The sequence below is a fragment of the Novosphingobium sediminicola genome (assembly GCF_014196525.1).
Lineage (GTDB): Bacteria > Pseudomonadota > Alphaproteobacteria > Sphingomonadales > Sphingomonadaceae > Novosphingobium > Novosphingobium sediminicola.
On sequence record NZ_JACIDX010000028.1, the window covers coordinates 1 to 19596 of the forward strand.

General features: G+C 59.9%; 19 protein-coding genes. 10 read left to right on the plus strand and 9 right to left on the minus strand.

Annotation, left to right across the window (positions count from 1 at the left end):
- From GGR38_RS22575 to GGR38_RS22585, 3 genes are all read left to right on the plus strand, one after another.
- Positions 1-569, plus strand: a 569-nt coding sequence (locus GGR38_RS22575) for a tyrosine-type recombinase/integrase (RefSeq protein WP_246405213.1), incomplete at its 5' end; no start/stop codon positions are given.
- A 968-nt stretch (positions 570-1537) separates the two neighbouring features.
- Positions 1538-2965 carry a carboxylesterase/lipase family protein gene (locus tag GGR38_RS22580; protein ID WP_183629070.1) on the plus strand — a complete coding sequence of 476 codons (1428 nt, stop codon included), beginning with the start codon at positions 1538-1540 and terminating at the stop codon, positions 2963-2965.
- A 318-nt stretch (positions 2966-3283) separates the two neighbouring features.
- The gene (locus tag GGR38_RS22585) at positions 3284-3922 is read left to right on the plus strand and encodes an NAD(P)H-dependent oxidoreductase (RefSeq protein ID WP_183629073.1); all 639 of its coding nucleotides are present in this window, start codon (positions 3284-3286) and stop codon (positions 3920-3922) included.
- A 282-nt stretch (positions 3923-4204) separates the two neighbouring features.
- Here GGR38_RS22585 and GGR38_RS22590 read toward each other — a convergent pair whose 3' ends face one another.
- From GGR38_RS22590 to bla, 3 genes are all read right to left on the minus strand, one after another.
- Positions 4205-4594 carry a hypothetical protein gene (locus GGR38_RS22590; RefSeq protein WP_183629118.1) on the minus strand — a complete coding sequence of 130 codons (390 nt, stop codon included), beginning with the start codon at positions 4592-4594 and terminating at the stop codon, positions 4205-4207.
- 148 nt (positions 4595-4742) lie between these two features.
- A complete protein-coding gene (locus tag GGR38_RS22595) occupies positions 4743-5477 on the minus strand; it encodes a hypothetical protein (RefSeq protein ID WP_183629075.1) in 735 nt (244 codons plus the stop codon).
- Positions 5478-5857: 380 nt separating this feature from the next.
- Entirely contained in the window at positions 5858-6739 is an 882-nt protein-coding gene (gene bla / locus GGR38_RS22600; protein ID WP_183629077.1) for a subclass B3 metallo-beta-lactamase, read from the minus strand.
- Between the two features lie 97 nt (positions 6740-6836).
- Here bla and GGR38_RS22605 point away from each other — a divergent pair, with 97 nt between their 5' ends.
- Positions 6837-7727, plus strand: coding sequence for a LysR family transcriptional regulator (locus tag GGR38_RS22605; RefSeq protein WP_183629111.1), 891 nt, complete (start codon positions 6837-6839; stop codon positions 7725-7727).
- A gap of 157 nt (positions 7728-7884) precedes the next feature.
- Here the strand turns inward: GGR38_RS22605 and GGR38_RS22610 are convergent, their stop codons facing one another.
- On the minus strand, positions 7885-8769 hold the full coding sequence (locus GGR38_RS22610) for an aldo/keto reductase family oxidoreductase (protein ID WP_183629079.1): 885 nt from the start codon (positions 8767-8769) through the stop codon (positions 7885-7887).
- A 91-nt stretch (positions 8770-8860) separates the two neighbouring features.
- Between GGR38_RS22610 and GGR38_RS22615 the strand changes: the two genes are divergently transcribed.
- The 3 genes from GGR38_RS22615 to GGR38_RS22625 all read left to right on the plus strand — a co-directional run bounded on the left by GGR38_RS22615 (position 8861) and on the right by GGR38_RS22625 (position 10827).
- Positions 8861-9757 (plus strand): LysR family transcriptional regulator, encoded by an 897-nt coding sequence (locus tag GGR38_RS22615; protein WP_183629081.1) that lies wholly within the window; start codon positions 8861-8863, stop codon positions 9755-9757.
- 78 nt (positions 9758-9835) lie between these two features.
- On the plus strand, positions 9836-10237 hold the full coding sequence (locus tag GGR38_RS22620; RefSeq protein ID WP_183629083.1) for a transposase domain-containing protein: 402 nt from the start codon (positions 9836-9838) through the stop codon (positions 10235-10237).
- Positions 10234-10827 carry a plasmid pRiA4b ORF-3 family protein gene (locus GGR38_RS22625; RefSeq protein ID WP_246405215.1) on the plus strand — a complete coding sequence of 198 codons (594 nt, stop codon included), beginning with the start codon at positions 10234-10236 and terminating at the stop codon, positions 10825-10827. Before GGR38_RS22620 ends, GGR38_RS22625 begins: the two co-directional genes overlap by 4 nt.
- A 119-nt stretch (positions 10828-10946) precedes the next feature.
- Here GGR38_RS22625 and GGR38_RS24690 read toward each other — a convergent pair whose 3' ends face one another.
- From GGR38_RS24690 to rfbC, 5 genes are all read right to left on the minus strand, one after another.
- Positions 10947-11207, minus strand: a complete 261-nt coding sequence (locus GGR38_RS24690) for an HNH endonuclease (RefSeq protein ID WP_183629116.1) — start codon at positions 11205-11207, stop codon at positions 10947-10949.
- Positions 11208-11512: 305 nt separating this feature from the next.
- The gene (rfbA, locus tag GGR38_RS22635) at positions 11513-12418 is read right to left on the minus strand and encodes a glucose-1-phosphate thymidylyltransferase RfbA (protein WP_183629085.1); all 906 of its coding nucleotides are present in this window, start codon (positions 12416-12418) and stop codon (positions 11513-11515) included.
- Positions 12415-13308 carry a dTDP-4-dehydrorhamnose reductase gene (gene rfbD, locus GGR38_RS22640; protein WP_183629087.1) on the minus strand — a complete coding sequence of 298 codons (894 nt, stop codon included), beginning with the start codon at positions 13306-13308 and terminating at the stop codon, positions 12415-12417. The genes rfbA and rfbD overlap by 4 nt, the downstream gene beginning before the upstream one ends.
- Complete coding sequence (gene rfbB, locus GGR38_RS22645) at positions 13305-14366, minus strand: dTDP-glucose 4,6-dehydratase (protein ID WP_183629088.1); 1062 nt, start codon at positions 14364-14366, stop codon at positions 13305-13307. Before rfbB ends, rfbD begins: the two co-directional genes overlap by 4 nt.
- Positions 14367-14370: 4 nt before the next feature.
- Positions 14371-14934 carry a dTDP-4-dehydrorhamnose 3,5-epimerase gene (rfbC, locus tag GGR38_RS22650; protein ID WP_183629089.1) on the minus strand — a complete coding sequence of 188 codons (564 nt, stop codon included), beginning with the start codon at positions 14932-14934 and terminating at the stop codon, positions 14371-14373.
- Between the two features lie 528 nt (positions 14935-15462).
- On the opposite strand from rfbC, the gene GGR38_RS22655 reads away from it, so the two are divergent.
- From GGR38_RS22655 to GGR38_RS22665, 3 genes are all read left to right on the plus strand, one after another.
- Entirely contained in the window at positions 15463-16791 is a 1329-nt protein-coding gene (locus tag GGR38_RS22655) for a polysaccharide biosynthesis/export family protein (RefSeq protein ID WP_183629090.1), read from the plus strand.
- 10 nt (positions 16792-16801) lie between these two features.
- Positions 16802-18094 (plus strand): glycosyltransferase family 4 protein, encoded by a 1293-nt coding sequence (locus tag GGR38_RS22660; RefSeq protein WP_183629091.1) that lies wholly within the window; start codon positions 16802-16804, stop codon positions 18092-18094.
- A 124-nt stretch (positions 18095-18218) separates the two neighbouring features.
- Positions 18219-19574 carry an SPASM domain-containing protein gene (locus GGR38_RS22665; protein ID WP_183629092.1) on the plus strand — a complete coding sequence of 452 codons (1356 nt, stop codon included), beginning with the start codon at positions 18219-18221 and terminating at the stop codon, positions 19572-19574.
- The last annotated feature ends 22 nt before the right edge of the window (positions 19575-19596 follow it).

Here is a 19596-nt window from a genome sequence, read left to right on the forward strand (position 1 = left end):
CATCGGGGATCGAAGGGGCTTTGCGTCGTGCCATAATTGGGGATCTTTCTACCCATTATGCCGCCCCGTACACGGAATTCCTGACACTCCCACCGGAAGCCGTGGGCGATCTGCTGCGGGCAATCGATGCTTATGCAAGGCATGGCGTGACTCGCATCGCCTTGCAAATTTCTCCGCAAGTGATGGCTCGCCCCGGAGAGTTGAGAAAAGCCGTCTGGTCGGAATTCGATCTGGAAAATGCGGTTTGGCGGATTCCAGCCGAGCGCATGAAGATGCGGCGCCCACATGCCGTGCCATTGTCGAGGCAGGTGCTGGCGCTTCTGCAGGAATTGCTGCCCCTCACTGGTCCAGAAGGATATGTGTTTCCCGCACACCACACTTCGCGACGTCCTTTGAGTGAGAATACCATCAATCAGGCAATGAGAGCAAAAAATGGAGCCCGGACGCGATTGAACGTTCGCTTGCCCATGCAGACAAGGATTCAATTCGCGGAATTTACAACCGAGGGCAATACTGGGAGGAGCACGTTGCCATGCATCAATGGTGGAGCGATTATCTGGAAATACTGAGGCAGGAGCCTTCGAAAGATCGCATGAATTGAGAAACCTGTCCAAGCCGCTTTCGCGGGGGGGGCCGGGCAAACCTCTCTCGCTGTCGAGGTGGTCCTTCCCGCTGACAGGTGCCTCCATCAAGGCATCAGACAGGGTCTTCGTGGGGATACTTCGCCCCAGAAGCTAGCTCTCGGCATAAGCGAGCCGAAATTCCGGGATTGGGTGCAAACGAGCGCAACACCTGGGCGGTTCTGCCGACACCATTTCCCGCCGACGGCACGAACTGCCGCTTCACATATATGGGAAAGGATTACGCAGGTAGCGTAGTCGACGGCGCGCTTGTAATCGAAGACGTTGATGGAAAGCATTTTTCATTCTCGTCTGCCTCCAGAGCTGTCACATCGACGAGCAGAAACGGATGGAACGATTGGTATATCGCTACCCCTGAGGGTGGTTGGGTGCTTGCCGCCGATTGGAGGCACATGGCTTCTGCCGAGAGATGAGATAAGCAGGTGTAGATGAATCGCGCCGTGATTCCGGACATTCAGAAGTCCCAGACCGACCGTCCAAAGCAGGTGTAGGTTCAGGTTGCGTTGCCGACAGTTGAACGACTGGAATCGACGGACTCGCTCAATCCTGAGATCGTCGACTATGTCAGGGGATAGCGAACGTCCGCGATTGAATGCCCCGTCTGCGCAGCGTTGCAAGTGCTGAACCGCGTCCAGAGACAATTCCTTGCCCCTAATCGGTGGTCATCGCGTCGCGTGTGGTCAACTATATGGTGGGTCGGGGCGTCACTGGCTAGGCAACACATTGCTCGCTCTCGTAGGTAGCGGCGGCCGGGATCTTCAAATTCTTTGACAAGTTCTGGATGCCCCAGCATGTATATGTCATCGCTGTCATAACCGATGATCGATAGCGTTCCATCTCGCCTGATGGGGACAAGATACCGATAATAAGAAATAATATGGAAGGGGCCTGACATTATGAAACTGCCGCTGTTCCTTGCTTTGACCGTTTCGGCTTTACCCGGCCTGGGGCTGTCCAATGTTGCGCTTGCCGCCAATGCGACGGCCACGGTGACGATCGACACCGGCGCTTTGCGCGGCACGATTGCCGATGGCGTGGCGAGTTGGAAAGGTATCCCGTTTGCCGCTGCGCCGGTTGGCGCGCTGCGCTGGCGCGCGCCGCAACCGGCCCCGGCATGGACGGGGGTGCGCGATGCCACCGCCTATGGCCATGATTGCATGCAATTGCCTTTCCCCAGCGATGCCGCACCGCTTGGCACGCCGCCGGCGGAAGATTGCCTCTATGCCAACGTCTGGCGCCCGGCGGGCGCGGCGGCCAAGCTGCCGGTGATTGTGTGGATCTATGGCGGCGGCTTTGTGAATGGCGGGGCCTCGCCGCCCACCTATTCGGGCGCCAATCTGGCGCGTGAAGGCGTGGTTTTCGTCAGCTTCAACTATCGCGTAGGCCGCTTTGGCACCTTTGCCCATCCCGCGCTGACCGCGGCGAATGAGGACAAGGGCCTGCTGGGCAATTACGGTTTCATGGATCAGGTCGCCGCGCTGAATTGGGTCAAGCGCAATGTCGCGCAATTCGGCGGTGATCCGGCCAATGTCACGCTGATCGGCGAAAGCGCGGGCGGTATGTCGGTCAATACGATGTTGACCTCGCCCATGGCGCAGGGCCTGTTTCAGCGCGCCGTGGTGATGTCGGGCGGCAATGGCACCAGCCTGTTGCCCGCCACGTTGCAGACGGTGGAAAAGACCGGCGCCGATTTCGCCGCATCGAAAGGTGTGGCGGCTGACGATCCGCAGGCGCTGGCCAAGCTGCGCGCCTTGCCCGCCGAAACCGTGACCGACGGGTTGAACATGATGAAGCTGTTCACGCCGGGGCCGCGCACCTTCTCCAGCCCGTTCCCTGATGGCAAGGTGGCGGTCGAACCGGCCAAGGCTTTCGCCGCCGGTCAGTTCGCGAAAGTGCCCGTCCTGATCGGCGCCACCAGCGCCGACATCGGCGGCAAGACCGGCTATATGGTCGCAGGCGCACGTCAGATCGCAGGCACTCTGGCCGATCAGGGCGTGCCGGTTTGGGAATATCGCTTTTCCTATGTGGCCGATTCCATTGGCAAGCCGGGCGCGGGCCATGCCACAGATATTCCGTTCTTTTTCAATACGCAGAAGTTGAAATACGAAGGCGCCACCACCCCGCGCGACAATGGCATGGGCGCAACAATCAGCCGCTATGTCCTGAATTTTGCCAAGACCGGCACGCCCAATGGCGGCGGTTTGCCGCAATGGCCGCAATATAGCCGCGCGGGCGATCAGATCATGGATTTCGCCGCCAGCGGCAAAGCCGAACCGCAAAAAGACCCATGGGGCCCCGAACTGGACGCGGCCGTGGCGAAATAAGCCAAGACGGGCAGGGGCAATAGTCGCGGATTATTGCCCCTGCTGACAGGACGTCCCGTCGTATTGAGCGTCGGGCCTGATAAGGTGAAGGCAGATGCCTCCGCCAAAGCCGCTATCCAATGGCTCAAACGGGACAGTACCAAGCAGCCCTGCGTTCATCCAAAACGAAAGGGTTGAGCCTTCCGGCAAAACCATTCCGGATTAAGCCTCGACAATCTTTTCCTTCAAACCTTGTTTGCGGACCTCGGCGTTAATACTTTACCGCCTGCGGTTGCGCGTTCTTGCTGCGCTATCCGCACAGTCCCCAAGGATTTTGATATGAACCCCCTGATCGAAAAGCTGTCCTGGCGCTATGCGACCAAAAAATTCGACCCCACCAAAACCGTCCCGAACGAAAGCATCGAGCGGATCATCGAGGCCGTTCGCCTGACCGCAACCTCAAGCGGCCTCCAGCCCTTCGAACTGCTGCTGGTAACGAACCCGGAAGTTCGCCAGAAGATCCGCGCCGTATCGTGGAACCAGGCGCAGGTCACCGATTGTTCGCACCTGCTGGTGTTTGCCGCGTGGGACGACATCACGCCCGAGCGGGTCAACATGATGTTCGACCTCACCAATGAAGTGCGCGGCTTCGTCAATGAAGGCTGGGAAAATTACCGTCAGCAGTTGCTGGGCATCGTTGGCGCAAGGGGCACCGAGGCGAATTATCAGGCAGCGGCGCGCCAAGCCTATATCGGTCTGGGATCGGCATTGGCGGCGGCCGCTTTCGAAGAAGTCGATGCCACGCCGATGGAAGGCTTCGATCCAGAGGCTGTTGACGAAATACTGGGCCTTAAAGCACGTCATCTGCGCAGCGTGATCCTGCTTCCGCTCGGCTATCGGCAGGCCGAGGGCGACTGGCTCGTCAATCTCAAGAAGGTCCGGCGTGATCGCAATGCTTTTGTGACCGAAGTCCAATAGCAATGAGCCGTAATGGCGGCATACCTCTTGGGGTTGCCGCCATTGCTGCGTTGACCCGGACGAATGGCGGGCAGCCGCCCAAGCCGATGTTTTTGTCCGCAACATCGGCTGCTGAACCCGCAGAGGAAGCCGCACCGCAGGAATGCTATGACGTCGTTGTGAAGGCCAAGCCTATCGACCAGCTTCCCGGTAATATCACCCAGCTGCGATGATTGTATCATCATACACTGGCCATGGTTCCTTGGCCTTAAGGTGGCGAAAGTCCTGAAGGGCCCTTCGAAATCACCAGCGATAATAGTGATGATGGTGATGGTGATGGTGGTGATGATGGTATACCGGCCTCGGGACCCAGCCCCACCCGTTCCACACATAGCCGTTATCATAGAACCAACGCGCACTGTGGTGATGGTGGTGATGGTGATGGTGATGGTGATGGTGGTGGTAGTAGCGGCCGTCGCCGCGCCAATACTGGGCTTCGATCATGTGCGGCTGGGTCGCCGCAGCAGCGTCTGCGGCGTTCAGACGGGCAGCGGCATCGGGCACCGGCTCAAACAGATCGGCATAGGACGTTGCCTCCGGCACAGGAGCCGCGAGGGCGGGCGGGGCGGCGAAGGCTGAGGCGGCAATGGCCAATGCCGCTGCGCCTGAGAGAATATGTTTCTTATCGGTCATACGCTTGCTCCTTGCGTCACGACGCGAAAGGCCAAGGGGCTCCCGCTTCACTGGCAACAAACGCAGACATAACGGGGCGGGCTTGACCCATCGCTGAACCCGCCTGACATCCAAAGTTCAGCAAGCGCTGCCTGCCGCGCCATGGCGGCTACTCACCGCTTTTCTGCCTGGCGTGGGCGCGCGCCGCCCTCGCCATGTTGCGATATGTCCCGTCGAACACGGTGTTTGTCGAGGAAAGCCAGCGTGTCCCCTCGGCCAGAGCATCGCGGCTTGCCGAAAGCCGACGCGACCGCATTTCCCGTTGCGCGGCGTCTTCCCGTCCCATCGCCAGCAGCTCAAGCTCCGGTTCGGAGGGAATGCAGATGAAGCTGATGAAAGGCTCCCCCTTGCGAAACACATGCGTGGTTCCGGGCGGCGGGGCCTTGAAGATGCAGAAATTGATCATCGGCCACCACTCGCTCCGGATCAGCGCCGGAACCGCAAGTGGGGTCGAGTTGGTCGCGTCGGTGAAGAAGCGGGGATGCGGTTCACAACGGATCGCCCATCCCGGCGGCGCGGCCAGATCAAGCGAGAGCTGATAGGAATAATAGTCCTCGCCAAAGGCGCGAAACGGCGGCCACATCGCCCCTTCCTCGGGCGGAGCCCCCCAATCCGCCTCCAGCACGACTTTGCCGTCGACCGAGCGCACATGAAGTTCCGGATCGAAGGGATAGAGCAGTTCCACACCGTACCGCGCGCTCTCCGAAAAAGGGATACAGTGCCAAGGCTGTTCGTGACTGCCGTCGACGCGTTGTTCGGACGAGCCCGCCCACCCGGGCACGGTGATGCGGATCTGCTGCGGATCGGAACGATCGCCATAGGATCGATAGCTGACAACGGGCACGCGACTTCTCCACCATTGACCTTTGCACTGCGTGGGTATTCAGACAGCAAATGAACACCCGATGAGCATGAAGCTGCTGCTTTCATCACAAGGCACCTCGGTCGGCATGAAAAAGCAGACGGGTCAATTTCAAGAACGGTATTCGGCTCCGGAATGGCCAACTTGGGAGCGGTAGTTGGCAGACCTCTCTCGAACCCTGAATGACCGTATCCGGCGCGAACCGACATTCAGGCGCCTTCAATCGCATCGGCATAAAGGTGATGGCTGAAGGGCTGAGCGAAGCGAAAGGGTGTTGGGCGCGGGCAGGTCACGAAGACAAAGCTCGACAACTACTATCGGCCAAGCAGCACGCCCGACCCACTGTCGATCAGTGCTTCAGGCTATAGCGGCGCTTGGCCCCGCTCCGACTTTATGCGCTGCTCCAGCGCCTTGCGCGAACGTTCGACATAGGCGCGGCAGGCACCGGGTTGGTTGTTATATCGGCCTTTGCCCGCATTATCCGGGTGGGCCGAAATCAGGATGTCGCAGGGCGTCGCGCTCATCGTGGCATAGCTGCTGCGGAAACCGGCGAGGATCGGGCGGGCACCCGGCGCTGTATAGCGATAATCATCGGTCGAAACCGGGTTCAGACTGGAGGCGAAAACGATCATCCGGCACGCCCGCCCTTCGCACGATTGCCAGCGCCAGCTCATGCTGCCCATCGTATGCCCCGGCGTCGCCAGTGCGGTGATTGTTGTGTTGCCCAACCACAAGGTCTGGCCACCACGGATCGTTTGCACCTTTGCAACCGCCGGCCAGGAGGAGTTATAGCCCCGCTGCGGATCGTCGGGCGCCATGCGACCGGCCATCAGCCCTTGCGCGCCGCGCGGACTGGCAAGGACGGTCGCGCCAGTGTCGCGCGCCAATGCGGCGATCCCGCCCGCATGGTCGAAATGGGGTTCCGTGCTTAGAATATACTTGATGTCGCGCGGGCGAAAGCCAAGCCGCCTGACATTGTTGAGAATGGCAGGCGCGGCCTGCGGCAGGGCGCCGTCAATCAGGATCAGACCCGCACCGGTGTCGATCAAGGCAACGCTTAGGCCGCCGAAGCCAACAAGATAATTATTGCCAAAGATCTTCTCCGGAGGTGCCGGGGCCAGCCATTCGGCAGTATGGGAGCCAATGATCGGCTTTGTCAGTGGGTCCTGTGCGGCTTGCGCCCATGCGCTGATCGGGGCCAACAGAGCTGCCAACGCGCCCGCTATCCTTGGTGTTCTCGACATTCGCACGTCTCCTTCGCGGCAAAAGCTGCGGCAGGGGAGGCGCCGAAACAAAGCATCATTTCTCGACAGAGCCATGAGCTTGCTTCATACCTTGGCAATGCACCGCGCCCAGCTTCCCCTCAACGCCCTGCGCGCTTTCGAGGCAGCGGCGCGCCATCTCAATTTCACCCGTGCCGCGATCGAACTGTGCGTCAGCCAGGGGGCCGTCAGCCATCAGGTCGCGCAACTGGAGCGGCGGCTCGGCACGCGTCTGTTCCATCGCCTGCCGCGTGGCTTGGCGCTGACCGATGATGGACAGGCGCTGGTGCCGGTGCTGGCCGACATGTTCGACAGGGTGGGCGCGGTTCTCGACCAATATGCGGACGGCCGGTTTCGCGCCGTGCTCAACATCGGCGTTGTCGGCACCTTCGCAACCGGCTGGTTGCTCCACAGGCTGGACGGGTTCGCGCGCGCCTGCCCCCACATCGACCTTCGCGTTTCAACCAACAACAATCGCGTCGACATCGCGGCCGAAGCGCTCGATTTCGCGATCCGGTTCGGAGACGGCGCCTGGCATGGCACCTTTGCCGAACCCTTGTTCGAGGCCAGCCTGACCCCGCTGTGTGCGCCATCCATCGCCGCCCGTCTGAGCAGCCCCCGCGACCTCGCGCAGGAGTCCCTGCTGCGTTCGTATCGACCCGATGAATGGCGCCGCTGGTTCGAGGCGTCGGGCAGCCCGCAACCCGTGCTGCGCGGCCCGGTGTTCGACAGTTCCGCCTTGATGGTCGCGGCGGCGGCCAATGGCTTGGGTGTGGCGCTGGCGCCCGCCGCCATGTTCACCCGCGAATTGATCGCCGAACGTCTGGTCCAGCCCTTCGACATTGCGGTCGATGCCGGACGCTACTGGCTAACGCGGCTCCTCTCCCGCAAGGAAAGCGACGCCATGCGGTCCTTCCGCCACTGGCTGCTTCGCGAGGCTGAAGCAGAAACGCCATTATGCTCCGAGTGAGGAACGTTGGCCAAGATGGGTTCCACCGCGCGGATCAGTCCTTGTGCACTCACTTCGCCCTCATAGTCGTCGTTTGACGTGCTTGCCCGGCCCGCAAAACCGGGTCTTCGTTCATCTTTGTCCTACCTCACTCAAGCTGACCAGGACGTAGCGCGGGTCAGGGCCGCAGCTCTGTTTGGACGACAAGCGCATTCAGCGCTGCCATCACCTCGGCCGAAAGATCCAAATCCGCCGCCGCGCAATTCTCCGCGAGATGCGTGGTGCTGGACGTGCCCGGGATGAGCAGCAGGTTGGGAGAACGGTTCAACAGCCAGGCCAGAGCCACTTGCATCGGCGTGGCTCCAATGTCTTGCGCGATGTCGGACAGGGCGGAGGATTGGATCGGTGTAAAGCCGCCGAGCGGGAAAAAGGGCACATAGGCAATGCCCTGGGCGGCCAGCCTGTCGATCAAAGCATCATCGTCGCGATGAACCAGATTGTAGAGATTTTGCACGCAGACCACCGGCGCGATCGCCTGCGCTTCAACAATCTGCGCCTCGGTAACGTTGCTGAGTCCAAGATGCCGGATCAGACCTTGCTGCTGTAAACGGGCCAACGTGGTGAACTGTGGCTCCAACGATCCTTCCAACGGGGCGTGGACATCACCCATCATCCGCATGTTTACGACATCGAGCCGTTCCAGGCCAAGGTTGCGCAAATTGTCATGCACGGCAGACGTCAGCTCTTCCGGGCTTTGCGCCGCGATCCACGAGGCATCCGCGCCGCGCCGCGCACCAACCTTGGTGACGATCACCAGATCCTCCCCGTAAGGATGCAGCGCCTCGCGGATGATCTGGTTGGTCACATGCGGTCCATAGAAATCGCTGGTGTCGATATGGTTGACCCCAAAGGCCATTGCGGCCCTCAGCACCGCGATTGCCTCGCCCCGGTCCTTGGGCGGTCCGAAGACGCCCGGCCCCGCCAGTTGCATCGCGCCATAGCCGATGCGGTTGACGGCGGTATCGCCGAGCTTGAACTGTCCGGCCTTCGCAATGTTCGTCATACGCTCTCTCCTTGCTTGAGGCGACTATGGACATTTATTGATTGCGCGATAAGCCGGTCTCTTCTGAACAGGTTGTACGGAATATCGTATAATGACGCTGCCCCTTGATGATCTGAGCATGTTCGTGGCCATCGTGCGCGCCGGCGGCTTTCGCGAGGCGGCGCGGCTCACCGGCGGATCACCCTCGGGGCTCAGCGATGCGTTGCGGCGTTTGGAAGCACGGCTCGGCCTGCGCCTGCTGCATCGCACGACCCGCAGCATCGCGCTGACCGAGGCGGGCACGCGCCTGTTCACCCGCCTGTCACCGGCCATGGCCGAGATCGAGGCCGCGCTGGACACGGCGCAAGCCTCCAGCGATGAACCCGCAGGCACGCTGCGGCTCAACGTACCGGCTAATGTCGCGCGCACCGTCCTGCCCAAAATCTTGCCGCCGTTCCTGGAGGCACATCCGCAGATCCGCGTCGAGGTGACGGTGGAGGATGGTTTCGTCGATATCCTCGCCTCGGGCGCCGACGCGGGCATCCGTTACGAGGAGCGGCTCGAACAGGACATGATCGCCGTACCGATCGGACCGCGCCGCCAGCGCATGATCACCGCCGCAGCGCCAGCGTATCTTGCCGCACACGGGCGTCCGGGTCATCCGCGCGACCTTCTCGATCACGCCTGCATGCGCCTGCGCTTTTCCAGCGGTACGCCCGCCATCTGGGAGTTTGAGCGCGGCGAGGAGGTGATCCGCCTCGATCCCACGGGGCCTTTGCTGGTCGAGCCCGGCCTTGCCTGCGACCTGCTGGTCGAGGCGACAATCTGCGGGCTTGGCGTGGTGCGCCTGTTCGAGGACTGGCTGCAACCGCATCTGGAAAGCGGCGCCCTGGAGCGTCTGCTGGACGATTGGAACGAGAGTTTTTCAGGCCCGATGCTTTATTATTCCGGGCGCCGCCATCTGCCGGCGGCCTTGCGGGCTTTCGTCGATTTCATTCGGAGGGGCTGACGCAGACGATACCACGATCCCCGCCCTGCAGGCGTTTTGTGCCCCATCATCCGCAACCATTGCGCTTCTGCGTCCAGGGTGTCGCTGGCCGCCGCAATTTCGGACATTCGAGGTTGCTTCGAAATCGCTGACAGAGCCGACATTCAGCCCCCTTATCCGCTCAATCGCTGGGCGGCGATGGCCCGCTATTGTGATAATGGCCTGCTCGAAATCAGCAACAACCTTGTCGAGAATGCCCTGCGCGGTGTTGCTCTTGGCCGCCGCAACTGGATGTTCGTCGGCTCGACCAAGGGCGGAGATGCCTCGGCGCTGTTCTATTCGCTCGTCGAGACCTGTCGCCTGAACGGTGTGGAGCCCGAGGCCTGGTTCACCGACGTCATCGCGCGTATCGGCAATCATCCCATCAACCGGATCGATGAATTGCTCCCCTGGAACTGGCAGGCGGCGAAAGAGATCCAGAACCTGGAGCAGGCCGCTTGAGCAATGCCTTCGTCGTACGCATGACGATCACGCTGGATGATGTGACGCCGGTGGTGAGCCGCGTCATCGAAGTGCCGCTGGGGATCAGCCTCGACCGATTGCACAGCACCTTCCAGGCAGCGCTGGCCTGGACGGACAGCCACTTGTCGGAATTGACCTTCGGCCACACGGGCTTTGGCATCCCCGATCCGTCTTACGGCTTTGACGGCCCGCTTGATGCCCACAAAACAACCTTGGCTCAGGCTTTGGAGGGGATGCGAGGCAAGACCTTCCGTTACCTCTATGACTTTGGCGACGCGTGGGAACACAGCATCAAGATCCAGGGCATCGTCCCTATCGATCCCCACGGCAGCTATCCACGCCTCCTCGCCGCCGCCGGGATGCGGCCACCAGAGGATTCAGGTGGTCCCTGGGGCTATGCCGAGAAGCTGGAAGCGCTCGCAGATCCGGCCCACGAGTATCACGAAGAGGCTCTCGATGCCTTGGGCGACGACCATGATTCCCATGCCCAGCCCAACATCGATATGATCCACGCCAGCTTTGCCGCACTGGCAAAGAAATGGGCGCCCCGCCCGCGAAAGGCCAAGTAGGCCACGTCAACGCCGCATTCCATCGGCGCTTACCTTAGATTAGCGCAACAGACAATTGCACGACAGGGAAGATCAGCAGCTTGCGGGCAGCAAGATTTAGCTTTCGCATAATATCTTCTTCACCAGGCCAACGCTTCCGGACTTGGGTGTTGCGCCGGATTTTGAGGGAATCGCATTTCGCACAATCGCTCAGAGATATTGAGTGCTTTACGAATGTTTGCGTCTGTTTCGATGAGATAATCTGGAGTGATGCGGATGAGGTTCAAATCGAACAGCGTATGGATGTCGGCACGCAGGAGGATGCCGTTCGAAGCATCATTTCCTTTTTGACCGATAACGGCATGAGGAACGATGTGCGCGGCCTCCAGAATATCCTCTATCTCGCATCCCGTCGCACCCTACGCTGTCACTAATCTGGGTCAGGCAGAGCAGAAAATATTTCGTCCGTTGACGTCTAGACTTTTCCAGACGATCTGTTGGTGCAAAGACAATTCAGATGATTTTCTTTTTGTGATTTGCATCTGAAATCAGTTGCTTGACCGCCCTCACATTTCCTCTCCTGGGCACCATTTGCTCTCCCGGCCAGCGGCCGGGAGGATCGACAAGACTGAGAAAATCTCTATCTTTCGATCCTCGGCGCTCTTGTGACATTTCAGTCTATGTCAGGCGATCGGAAGAACCTGCTTCAAGCGCTCAACCTCTGACGGCCCGACCGGCTCACAGCCCCCTGCCCTATCAATCCACCCAAATACCCCGCATAATTGCCCTTGCCCAACCTTTGCGTCGCGCGTTCCAGCCCGTTGTCGTCGATAAAGCCCATGTGCCAGGCGATTTCCTCGGGGCAGGCGATTTTCATGCCCTGACGCCTTTCCAGCGTTGAGACGAATTCGGCAGCCTCCAAAAGGCTGTCCGGCGTGCCGGTGTCCAGCCAGGCATAGCCGCGCCCCATTTCCATCACGCTCAACCGGCCCTTTTCCAGATAGATCCGGTTTACATCGGTGATTTCCAGTTCGCCGCGCGGCGATGGCTGGAGGTTGGCGGCGATATCGACCACTTCGGCGTCATAGAAATACAGCCCCGTCACCGCCCAGTTCGATTTGGGCTTCAGCGGCTTTTCCTCGATGGAAACGGCCCGGCGCTGATCGTCGAATTCCACCACGCCATAGCGCTCGGGGTCGGCCACGTGATAGGCAAAGACCGCCGCGCCATCGAGGGTGTTGCGCGCCTGCGCCATCTTCTCGGGCAGACCGTGGCCGAAAAAGATATTGTCGCCCAGCACCAGACAGGACGGCCCGCCCGCCAGAAAATCCGCCCCGATCGTAAAGGCCTGCGCCAGCCCCTTGGGCTCGGGCTGCACCGCATAGGTCAGCGAGATGCCCCACTGGCTGCCATCGCCCAGCAAGTGCTGAAAAGCGGGCGCATCATGGGGCGTGGTGATGATCAAGATCTCGCGGATCCCCGCCAGCATCAGCGTGGTCAGCGGATAATAGATCATCGGCTTGTCATAGACCGGCATCAACTGCTTCGAGAGCGCCAGCGTCATAGGATACAGCCGGGTGCCGCTGCCCCCGGCCAGAATGATGCCCTTCATGCGACAGGATCCTTTTGCGCAACGAGCCGTGCGACCGTGGCTTTGACCGCATCGCGCCATGCGGGCAGTCGCAGGCCATAGGCCTCGGCCAGACGATCCCCGCAGAGCCGCGAATTGGCGGGCCGCGCGGCGGGGGTGGGATAATCGGCGGTGGCGATGCGGCGCACGCGCGCCCATGGCCCGCCCTGCGCGGCGCTGGCGGCAAACACCGCCTCGGCCAGATCGGCCCAGCTTCCCTCGCCGTTGCCAGTCATGTGAAAGATGCCGCGCGGGGCCTCATCGGGGGCGCTGTGCAGGCGATGCGCCACGGCCAGCACCGTATCGGCAATATCGAGCGCGCTGGTCGGATTGCCGATCTGATCGGCCACCACGCCCAGTTCCTCGCGCGTTTGCGCCAAACGCAGCATGGTCTTGACGAAATTGGCCCCGAACGGGCTGTAAACCCACGCTGTGCGCAGGATCACCGCATCGGGATCGGCGGCGATCACCGCCTCCTCGCCGGCCAGTTTCGAGCGACCATAGACGCCCAGCGGCGCCACGGGATCGCTTTCCACATAAGGCGCCGTTTTGGTGCCATCAAACACATAGTCGGTGGAAATATGGATCACCGGCACGCCCAGCGCCCTCGCCGCCGCCGCCACGGCCCCCGGCCCGGCGGCATTGACGGCAAAGGCTGCCTCCTCCTCGCCTTCGGCCCGGTCCACGGCGGTATAGGCCGCAGCCGACACCACCACATCGGGCCGCGCCGCCGCCAATGCCGGGGCAATCGAGGCCAGATCGCCCAGATCCAGTTCCGGCCGCCCCAGCGCGATGATCTCCACCCCCGCGCCCGCGCGTTCGATAATCGAGGTCACAACCTGCCCGGCCTTGCCGGTCACCGCGATCCTCATGCGGTTTTCTCCAGCAGGCCCAGTCTTTCGCCGCCATAGCCGTCGCGCAAAGGTTGCCACCACCACGCATTGTCCAGATACCACTGGACGGTCTTTTCGATGCCGCTGTCGAAATCCTCGCGCGCGCGCCAGCCCAGCTCATTTTCCAGCCGCGTGGCGTCGATGGCATAGCGCGCATCATGGCCGGGGCGGTCGGTGACGAACCGGATCAGCTCCTCACGCGGGCGATCGGCGGGCAGCAGCCGGTCGAGAACCTGACAGATGCGGTGCACGACATCGATATTGCGGCGTTCATTGCGCCCGCCGACATTATAGGTTTCCCCCGGCACGCCGCGCTCGACAATCAGATCCAGCGCGCGAGCGTGATCCTCAACATAGAGCCAGTCGCGGATATTCTCACCCGCCCCGTAAACCGGCAATTCCCGACCCGCCAGCGCGTTGAGGATGGTGAGCGGGATCAGCTTTTCCGGAAAGTGATAGGGCCCGTAATTGTTCGAGCAGTTCGACACCACAATCGGCATGCCATAGGTGCGGTGCCATGCCTTGGCCAGATGGTCGCTGGCCGCCTTGGACGCGGAATAAGGGCTGGACGGGTCATAGGGCGTATCCTCGCGGAACAGCGCCTCCGGGTTCTCGTCCAGACTGCCATAGACCTCGTCGGTGGAGACATGCAGGAAGCGAAACGCCGCCTTGGCCTCATCCGCCAGACCGTTCCAATAATCGCGCGCGGCCTCCAGCAAGGTAAAGGTGCCCACCACATTGGTCATGATGAAATCGGCGGCGCCCGTGATCGAGCGGTCCACATGGCTTTCGGCCGCCAGATGCATGATCCGATCAGGACGGAAATCATGGATCGCGGCCTTCATCGCGGCGCCGTCGCGGATGTCGGCATGCAGGAAGCGGTGATGCGCGCGGCCTTCGACCGCGCGCAGCGAGGCCAGATTGCCCGCATAGGTCAGCGCATCGATGGTAAGCACATCGTAGCTCTGTTCAAGCACCAGATGGCGCACCAGCGCCGAACCGATGAAACCGGCGCCCCCAGTGACGATAACGCGCATGCGATCAATCCTTTACGCTAAAATAAGGCGGCAGATCGGCCAGCAGCGGCTGCACCCGGTCCTTGCCCGACAGCGTGTCGGGATCGGCCAGATCGGGCCAGACGATCCCGATGGCCGGATCGTTCCACATCAGACCTTTGTCATGCTCAGGGCTGTAATAGCTAGTCACCCTATAGGTTACGACGCTGTCAGGCCGCAGCGTACAGAAGCCATGGGCAAAGCCGACCGGCACCCAGAGCTGGTTGCATTTTTCAGCCGTCAGTTCGACCGCGATCCATTGACCAAAACTCGGAGAATCATGGCGAATATCGACCGCCACATCCAGAATGGCGCCTGCTGCACAGCGCAACAGCTTGCCCTGCCCCATAGGATGGGTTTGGAAATGCAGGCCGCGAATGGTCCCCGCCCGTGCGGAGAGCGACTGGTTCTCCTGAACAAAGGTCACATCACCCGCGAGCGGAGCAAACCTGTCCTCGCGAAACAGCTCTGAGAAATAGCCGCGCTCATCACCCAGCTTGCGTGGGATGATCTCAACCGGGCCGGATATAGAGAAAGTTTTGCATTCCATGGTCGGTTTACTCGGGTTCTATGAAGCCAGACGCAGCATCGTCCCGCGATGGCGAACAACCATGCTTTACTTCAATCCAGCCTGTCCTAAACAAGTGGAATTGCATCGACTGTAGATAGGATTGGCGGCAATGCTGGGCTCTTCAATCATGTCGCCGCCGTTAGAGGTATGATGTAAGTTTGGAGGGCAGCCTGAGGACAAGCCCATCGTTCGAATGTAGGTTGCTGCGGAACTTTTGGACTTATCGTGCGGCCGCAGCGCTTTGGAATTTCCTTTCTGTTTGGCGTATGAAACAGACGAAACTCACATAAAATCTTGAAATATATTCATTAACCTTCGAATAAAGGCCTACTTTCGGGCCGTTTGCCTTACCCCTATTGCACACGCCAAACAGGCAGTATGATAGGTTTCGCAATCAGCAGACCTCGATCAGATCCTCATTCCATGGAAGGTGATGCGTCTGGGGGTGCTTGAAAATCGGCCAAAATGGCTGTTTCATAACAGCACTATTCATGATTCCATACAAAGGTGCTCCGCAAAATTGTTAACCAGCCTTTCGACTGGCCGCAGCTTTGGGTCATCGCTGAAAAGACGAGTCGATATGACTTGCGGTATGTTGGCGAGATTGGCATGCACGCTGGCATGCTTTTCAAGGATCTGAGCGCGCCCGTCATGTCTTTTGCCCCTCGCATGCAAAAAGGCATTTTACCTTCACGGGTGATCATGCTGCTCGTTGCTACCAGTGTTCTGGGTGGCTGCGCTTCTTTGCCGACAAACGCGCCGACAGTGCATTCGATCAACCAAAGCGCGCATGGAACCGATAATACTATCGGGTTCAAAATTGTTGATATCGATGCGCAAATTGTGGCGAATCCGCCCGCTCGCAACGAACTCGGTCTTATTCAACTGGGCGCCATGTCGTCCAACCCTCTGCCCGCACGCACAGACCAGATTCGGAAGGGTGATGTTCTGAACATCGCGGTTTATGAGGTTGGCGTCAGCCTGTTTGGCGGCGCTTCGACACTGGCGGGCGCTACGGCCGACATCCGCACGCCCACCGCCGGCACCCAGAATATCATGGTGCAGGTGCGCGATGATGGCAGCATAACGCTCCCCTATATCGGCACTATGCGCGCTGACGATACCCATCCCGATGTTCTGGCCGAACGTATCCGCCAACGCTTGAAGCCGCTCTCGCAAAGCCCTCAAGTGCAGGTTGCGATCACCCAGAGCGTGCAAAACGTTGCCTATGTATCGGGCGCGGTCAGCCGACCGGGCCGCGTGCCTTTGACCGCAGCGCGCGAACACCTGCTTGACGTGATCGCCATTGCCGGCGGTGCGCAAAGCACCACCGCCGGCGCCGATGGACTGGACCTCGATGTGCATCTGGTGCGCGGTGATAAGGCAGTATCGGTACGCCTTGGCGATTTGCGACCCGAGGATCTGGCCAACTTGGTTATTTTACCCGGTGATCGCATCGAATTGCGTCGGGCCGCGCGCACTTATACTGCTTTTGGGGCCACCGAGAGAGTGTCGCAGATCCCCTTCAGCGCGGAGAAAGTTTCCTTGGCCGAAGCGATCGCCCGCGCCACCGGTCCGGCCGATGCTCGCGCCAATGCGCGTGGCGTCTATCTGTTTCGGATCGAACACGACAGTGCTGGCAAGGTGATGCAGCCCACCGTCTATCACATCGATATGATGAAGCCGCAAAGCTACTTCCTGGCCCAAATGTTCGAAATGCAGGATAAGGACGTCATTCTCTTCGCCAATTCGCGGGCCAATCTGGCACAAAAGATGGCCGCTTTGCTGGGCAATCTGTTCAGCCCGGCCACAGCTTTGGTCTACGCAACCAAGTAGGGCGCGGACCATGCGGATCGGCATCGACGGCTATAATCTGGCCATTCCCAACGGCACAGGCGTGGCCACCTATGGCGCTTCACTGGCGCGGGTGGCGGCCGATATGGGCCATGGGGTCGAGGCCGTGTTCGGCATCGATCCGGGCCGCAACCAGGCCTTGCAGGAGACGCTGTTCTTCGAACAATTCGGCCATGGTCATCAGGGCAATGTCGGCAAGAAGGTGCGTAATTCGGTCATCTGGTGGCATCTGGCCCGCCGCCTGACCGAAATTCCGCTGACGGACAATGTGGACAAGCGCGGCTTTGGCGCGCGCTGGCCCGCGTTTGATCGCCTGTGGACATCACCTTTGCTGTTCGAGGTGGCATGGGCGCGCTTCACCTATCTGCGCCAGTTCACAACCGTCACCATACCCAACCCGCCCGAGGTCATGCACTGGACCTATCCGGTGCCGATCCGCATGGCAGGCAGCCGCAATGTCTATACGCTCCATGATATGGTGCCGCTGAAATTGCCGCATACCACGCTGGATAATAAGCGCTATTACCATCGTCTGATCGAGGCCTGCCTAAGCAAAGGCGACCATATCGCCACCGTGTCCGAGGCGAGCCGCAACGACATTCTGGCCATGTTCGGCGCCGATCCGGACAAAGTGACCAACACCTATCAATCCAGCCCCTTGCCCGAAAGCGTGGCGCAGAGCAGCGCAGAGCAAGACCGCGCGATGATCGAAAGCGTGTTCGGTCTGCCGCCTAAGGGTTTCTATCTCTTCTTTGGCGCCACCGACCCCAAGAAGAACATCGGCCGCGTGGTCGATGCCTATCTGGCCTCGCAGAGCGAGCGACCGCTGGTGGTAATTTCCTCACGCGACTGGGGGATGAGCGAGGCGAGCGGAGGCCTGGGCGCGGGCGGCACGGTCTATGGTCGCAAGGTCGATCGGCCCATCGTGCAATTGCAATATCTGCCGCGCGACATGCTGTTTCGCCTGATCCGTTCGGCCCGCGCGGTGCTGTTTCCCTCGCTTTATGAAGGCTTTGGCTTGCCCGCGCTGGAGGCTTTGCAACTGGGCACGCCGGTAATTTCATCCAACACCGCCTCGTTGCCCGAAGTGGTGGGCGATGGCGGCTTGCTGGTCGATCCCTATGAAACCACACAGATTGCCAATGCCATCCGCGCACTGGATGCCGACGATGACCTATATGAACGGTTGAGCCGGGCAGGGCTGGCCCATAGCGCGATGTTCAGCAATGAGGCCTTCGCCGCCCGGTTGCAGGGCCTATATGCGCGGATGGGGTTGGCGATTTAGCCCCCTTTCCGTCGAACAATTAGTAATTATTTATTTCTGTAAGTTGTTTACCAACAATATTTTTGACAGTATCCTCGCCACTCATCTTTGAAGCATAGTTCATTTCTTAACTAGGATGAGATAAATGCCCGCGAGAGACATGCTGGCCTTGCCATCAATCTGGATCGGCCATGCTTGCCGCCAGAACAAACGTGATGACGTTGCCTTGCAATTCTTTCGTCTAGCCAATGCGATCGCACCTGACAGTGCCAGTATTCAAGGACACATCGGCGTATCTCTGGAAGCCATCGGTCAACGCAATCATGCGTTGAAATGGTTTCGCATGTCCGTCAATGGCCGGGTGATGCAGGGCAAGGATCTGCTCCACGCTGCGCACGGATTGCAGCGCAATTTGGAAAAGGAGCTGGCTTCCAAGGCCTTTGACCGAGCAGCCACTCTCGAACCTGATAATATTCGCATCCTGAAGGAAGCTGGCGCCAATTATCTGACGAACCATCGCATCAGTGATGCCAATCGCCTGTTTGAACAGGCGCTGGCCCTTGCCCCGGACAATCCTGAAATCGAGCGTCTGGCAAAAGCCACCCGATCCAGCCTCGATCCAAATGTCCAAAAGCTGGATTTCGTGATCATCGGTACCACGGGAACTTGTAACGCATCCTGCATTCACTGCCCTACCGGCAAGGCCGCAACGGCTCATGTGCCCCGCAAGCCGATGGATATGGAACTGTTTCGCCATCTGATCGATCAACTGGCAGCAAGCCAGATCTCGATCACAGGGCAGATCGCCTTTGGTCTCTTCGGGGATGGTCTGGTTGATCCCTTCGTCGTGGAAAGGGCAGCCTATGTCCACCAGATGCTTCCTGACGTGGCTATTTCGGTCAATACGAACGGGGCGGCCTATGATCCCAAGCGTCATGCGAAGCTAAAGAAGTATATATCGTTGATTACTCTTCACTGCGAATCGATCGATCCAAAGGTCTATGACCACTTGATGGCGCCTTTGCGGGCCGAGCGGGTTCATGCGAAATTTCCTGGTCTTTTGCGCGATTTCCCCAATATGGTGCGGGTCTCCGTGCCTGTAAGCCGGGCCAACCATGACGAAATGGAAGCGATGTTCAGCCACTTTAAGGCGATGGGGGCGGAAAATGTGGCTTTCCATCCACTCTCGTCACGCTGCAGTCGCGATCAGTCTCTCTTCGATTCACTTTCGTTCGACCCGCAAATCATCCGCTGTGAAGGAGGTATTTTCAACAATCTCATCATCGACAGCGACGGCGCAGTGGTTGCCTGCTGCAACGATTTCGAACGGGAAGTGCCGGTTGGCAAGCTGAGAGACCAGAGCCTTGCCGACCTTCTGGCCGACCCCAGACGGCAGAAAATGATCCGCTTGCTGGAAGAAGGTCAACACGAAAACATATCGACCTGCGCGCGCTGCCGTGCGGATATAAGATTGCCGACAGCCGAGATTGCGCTGACCTGATTTTCTGTCTGCAACTTGATGA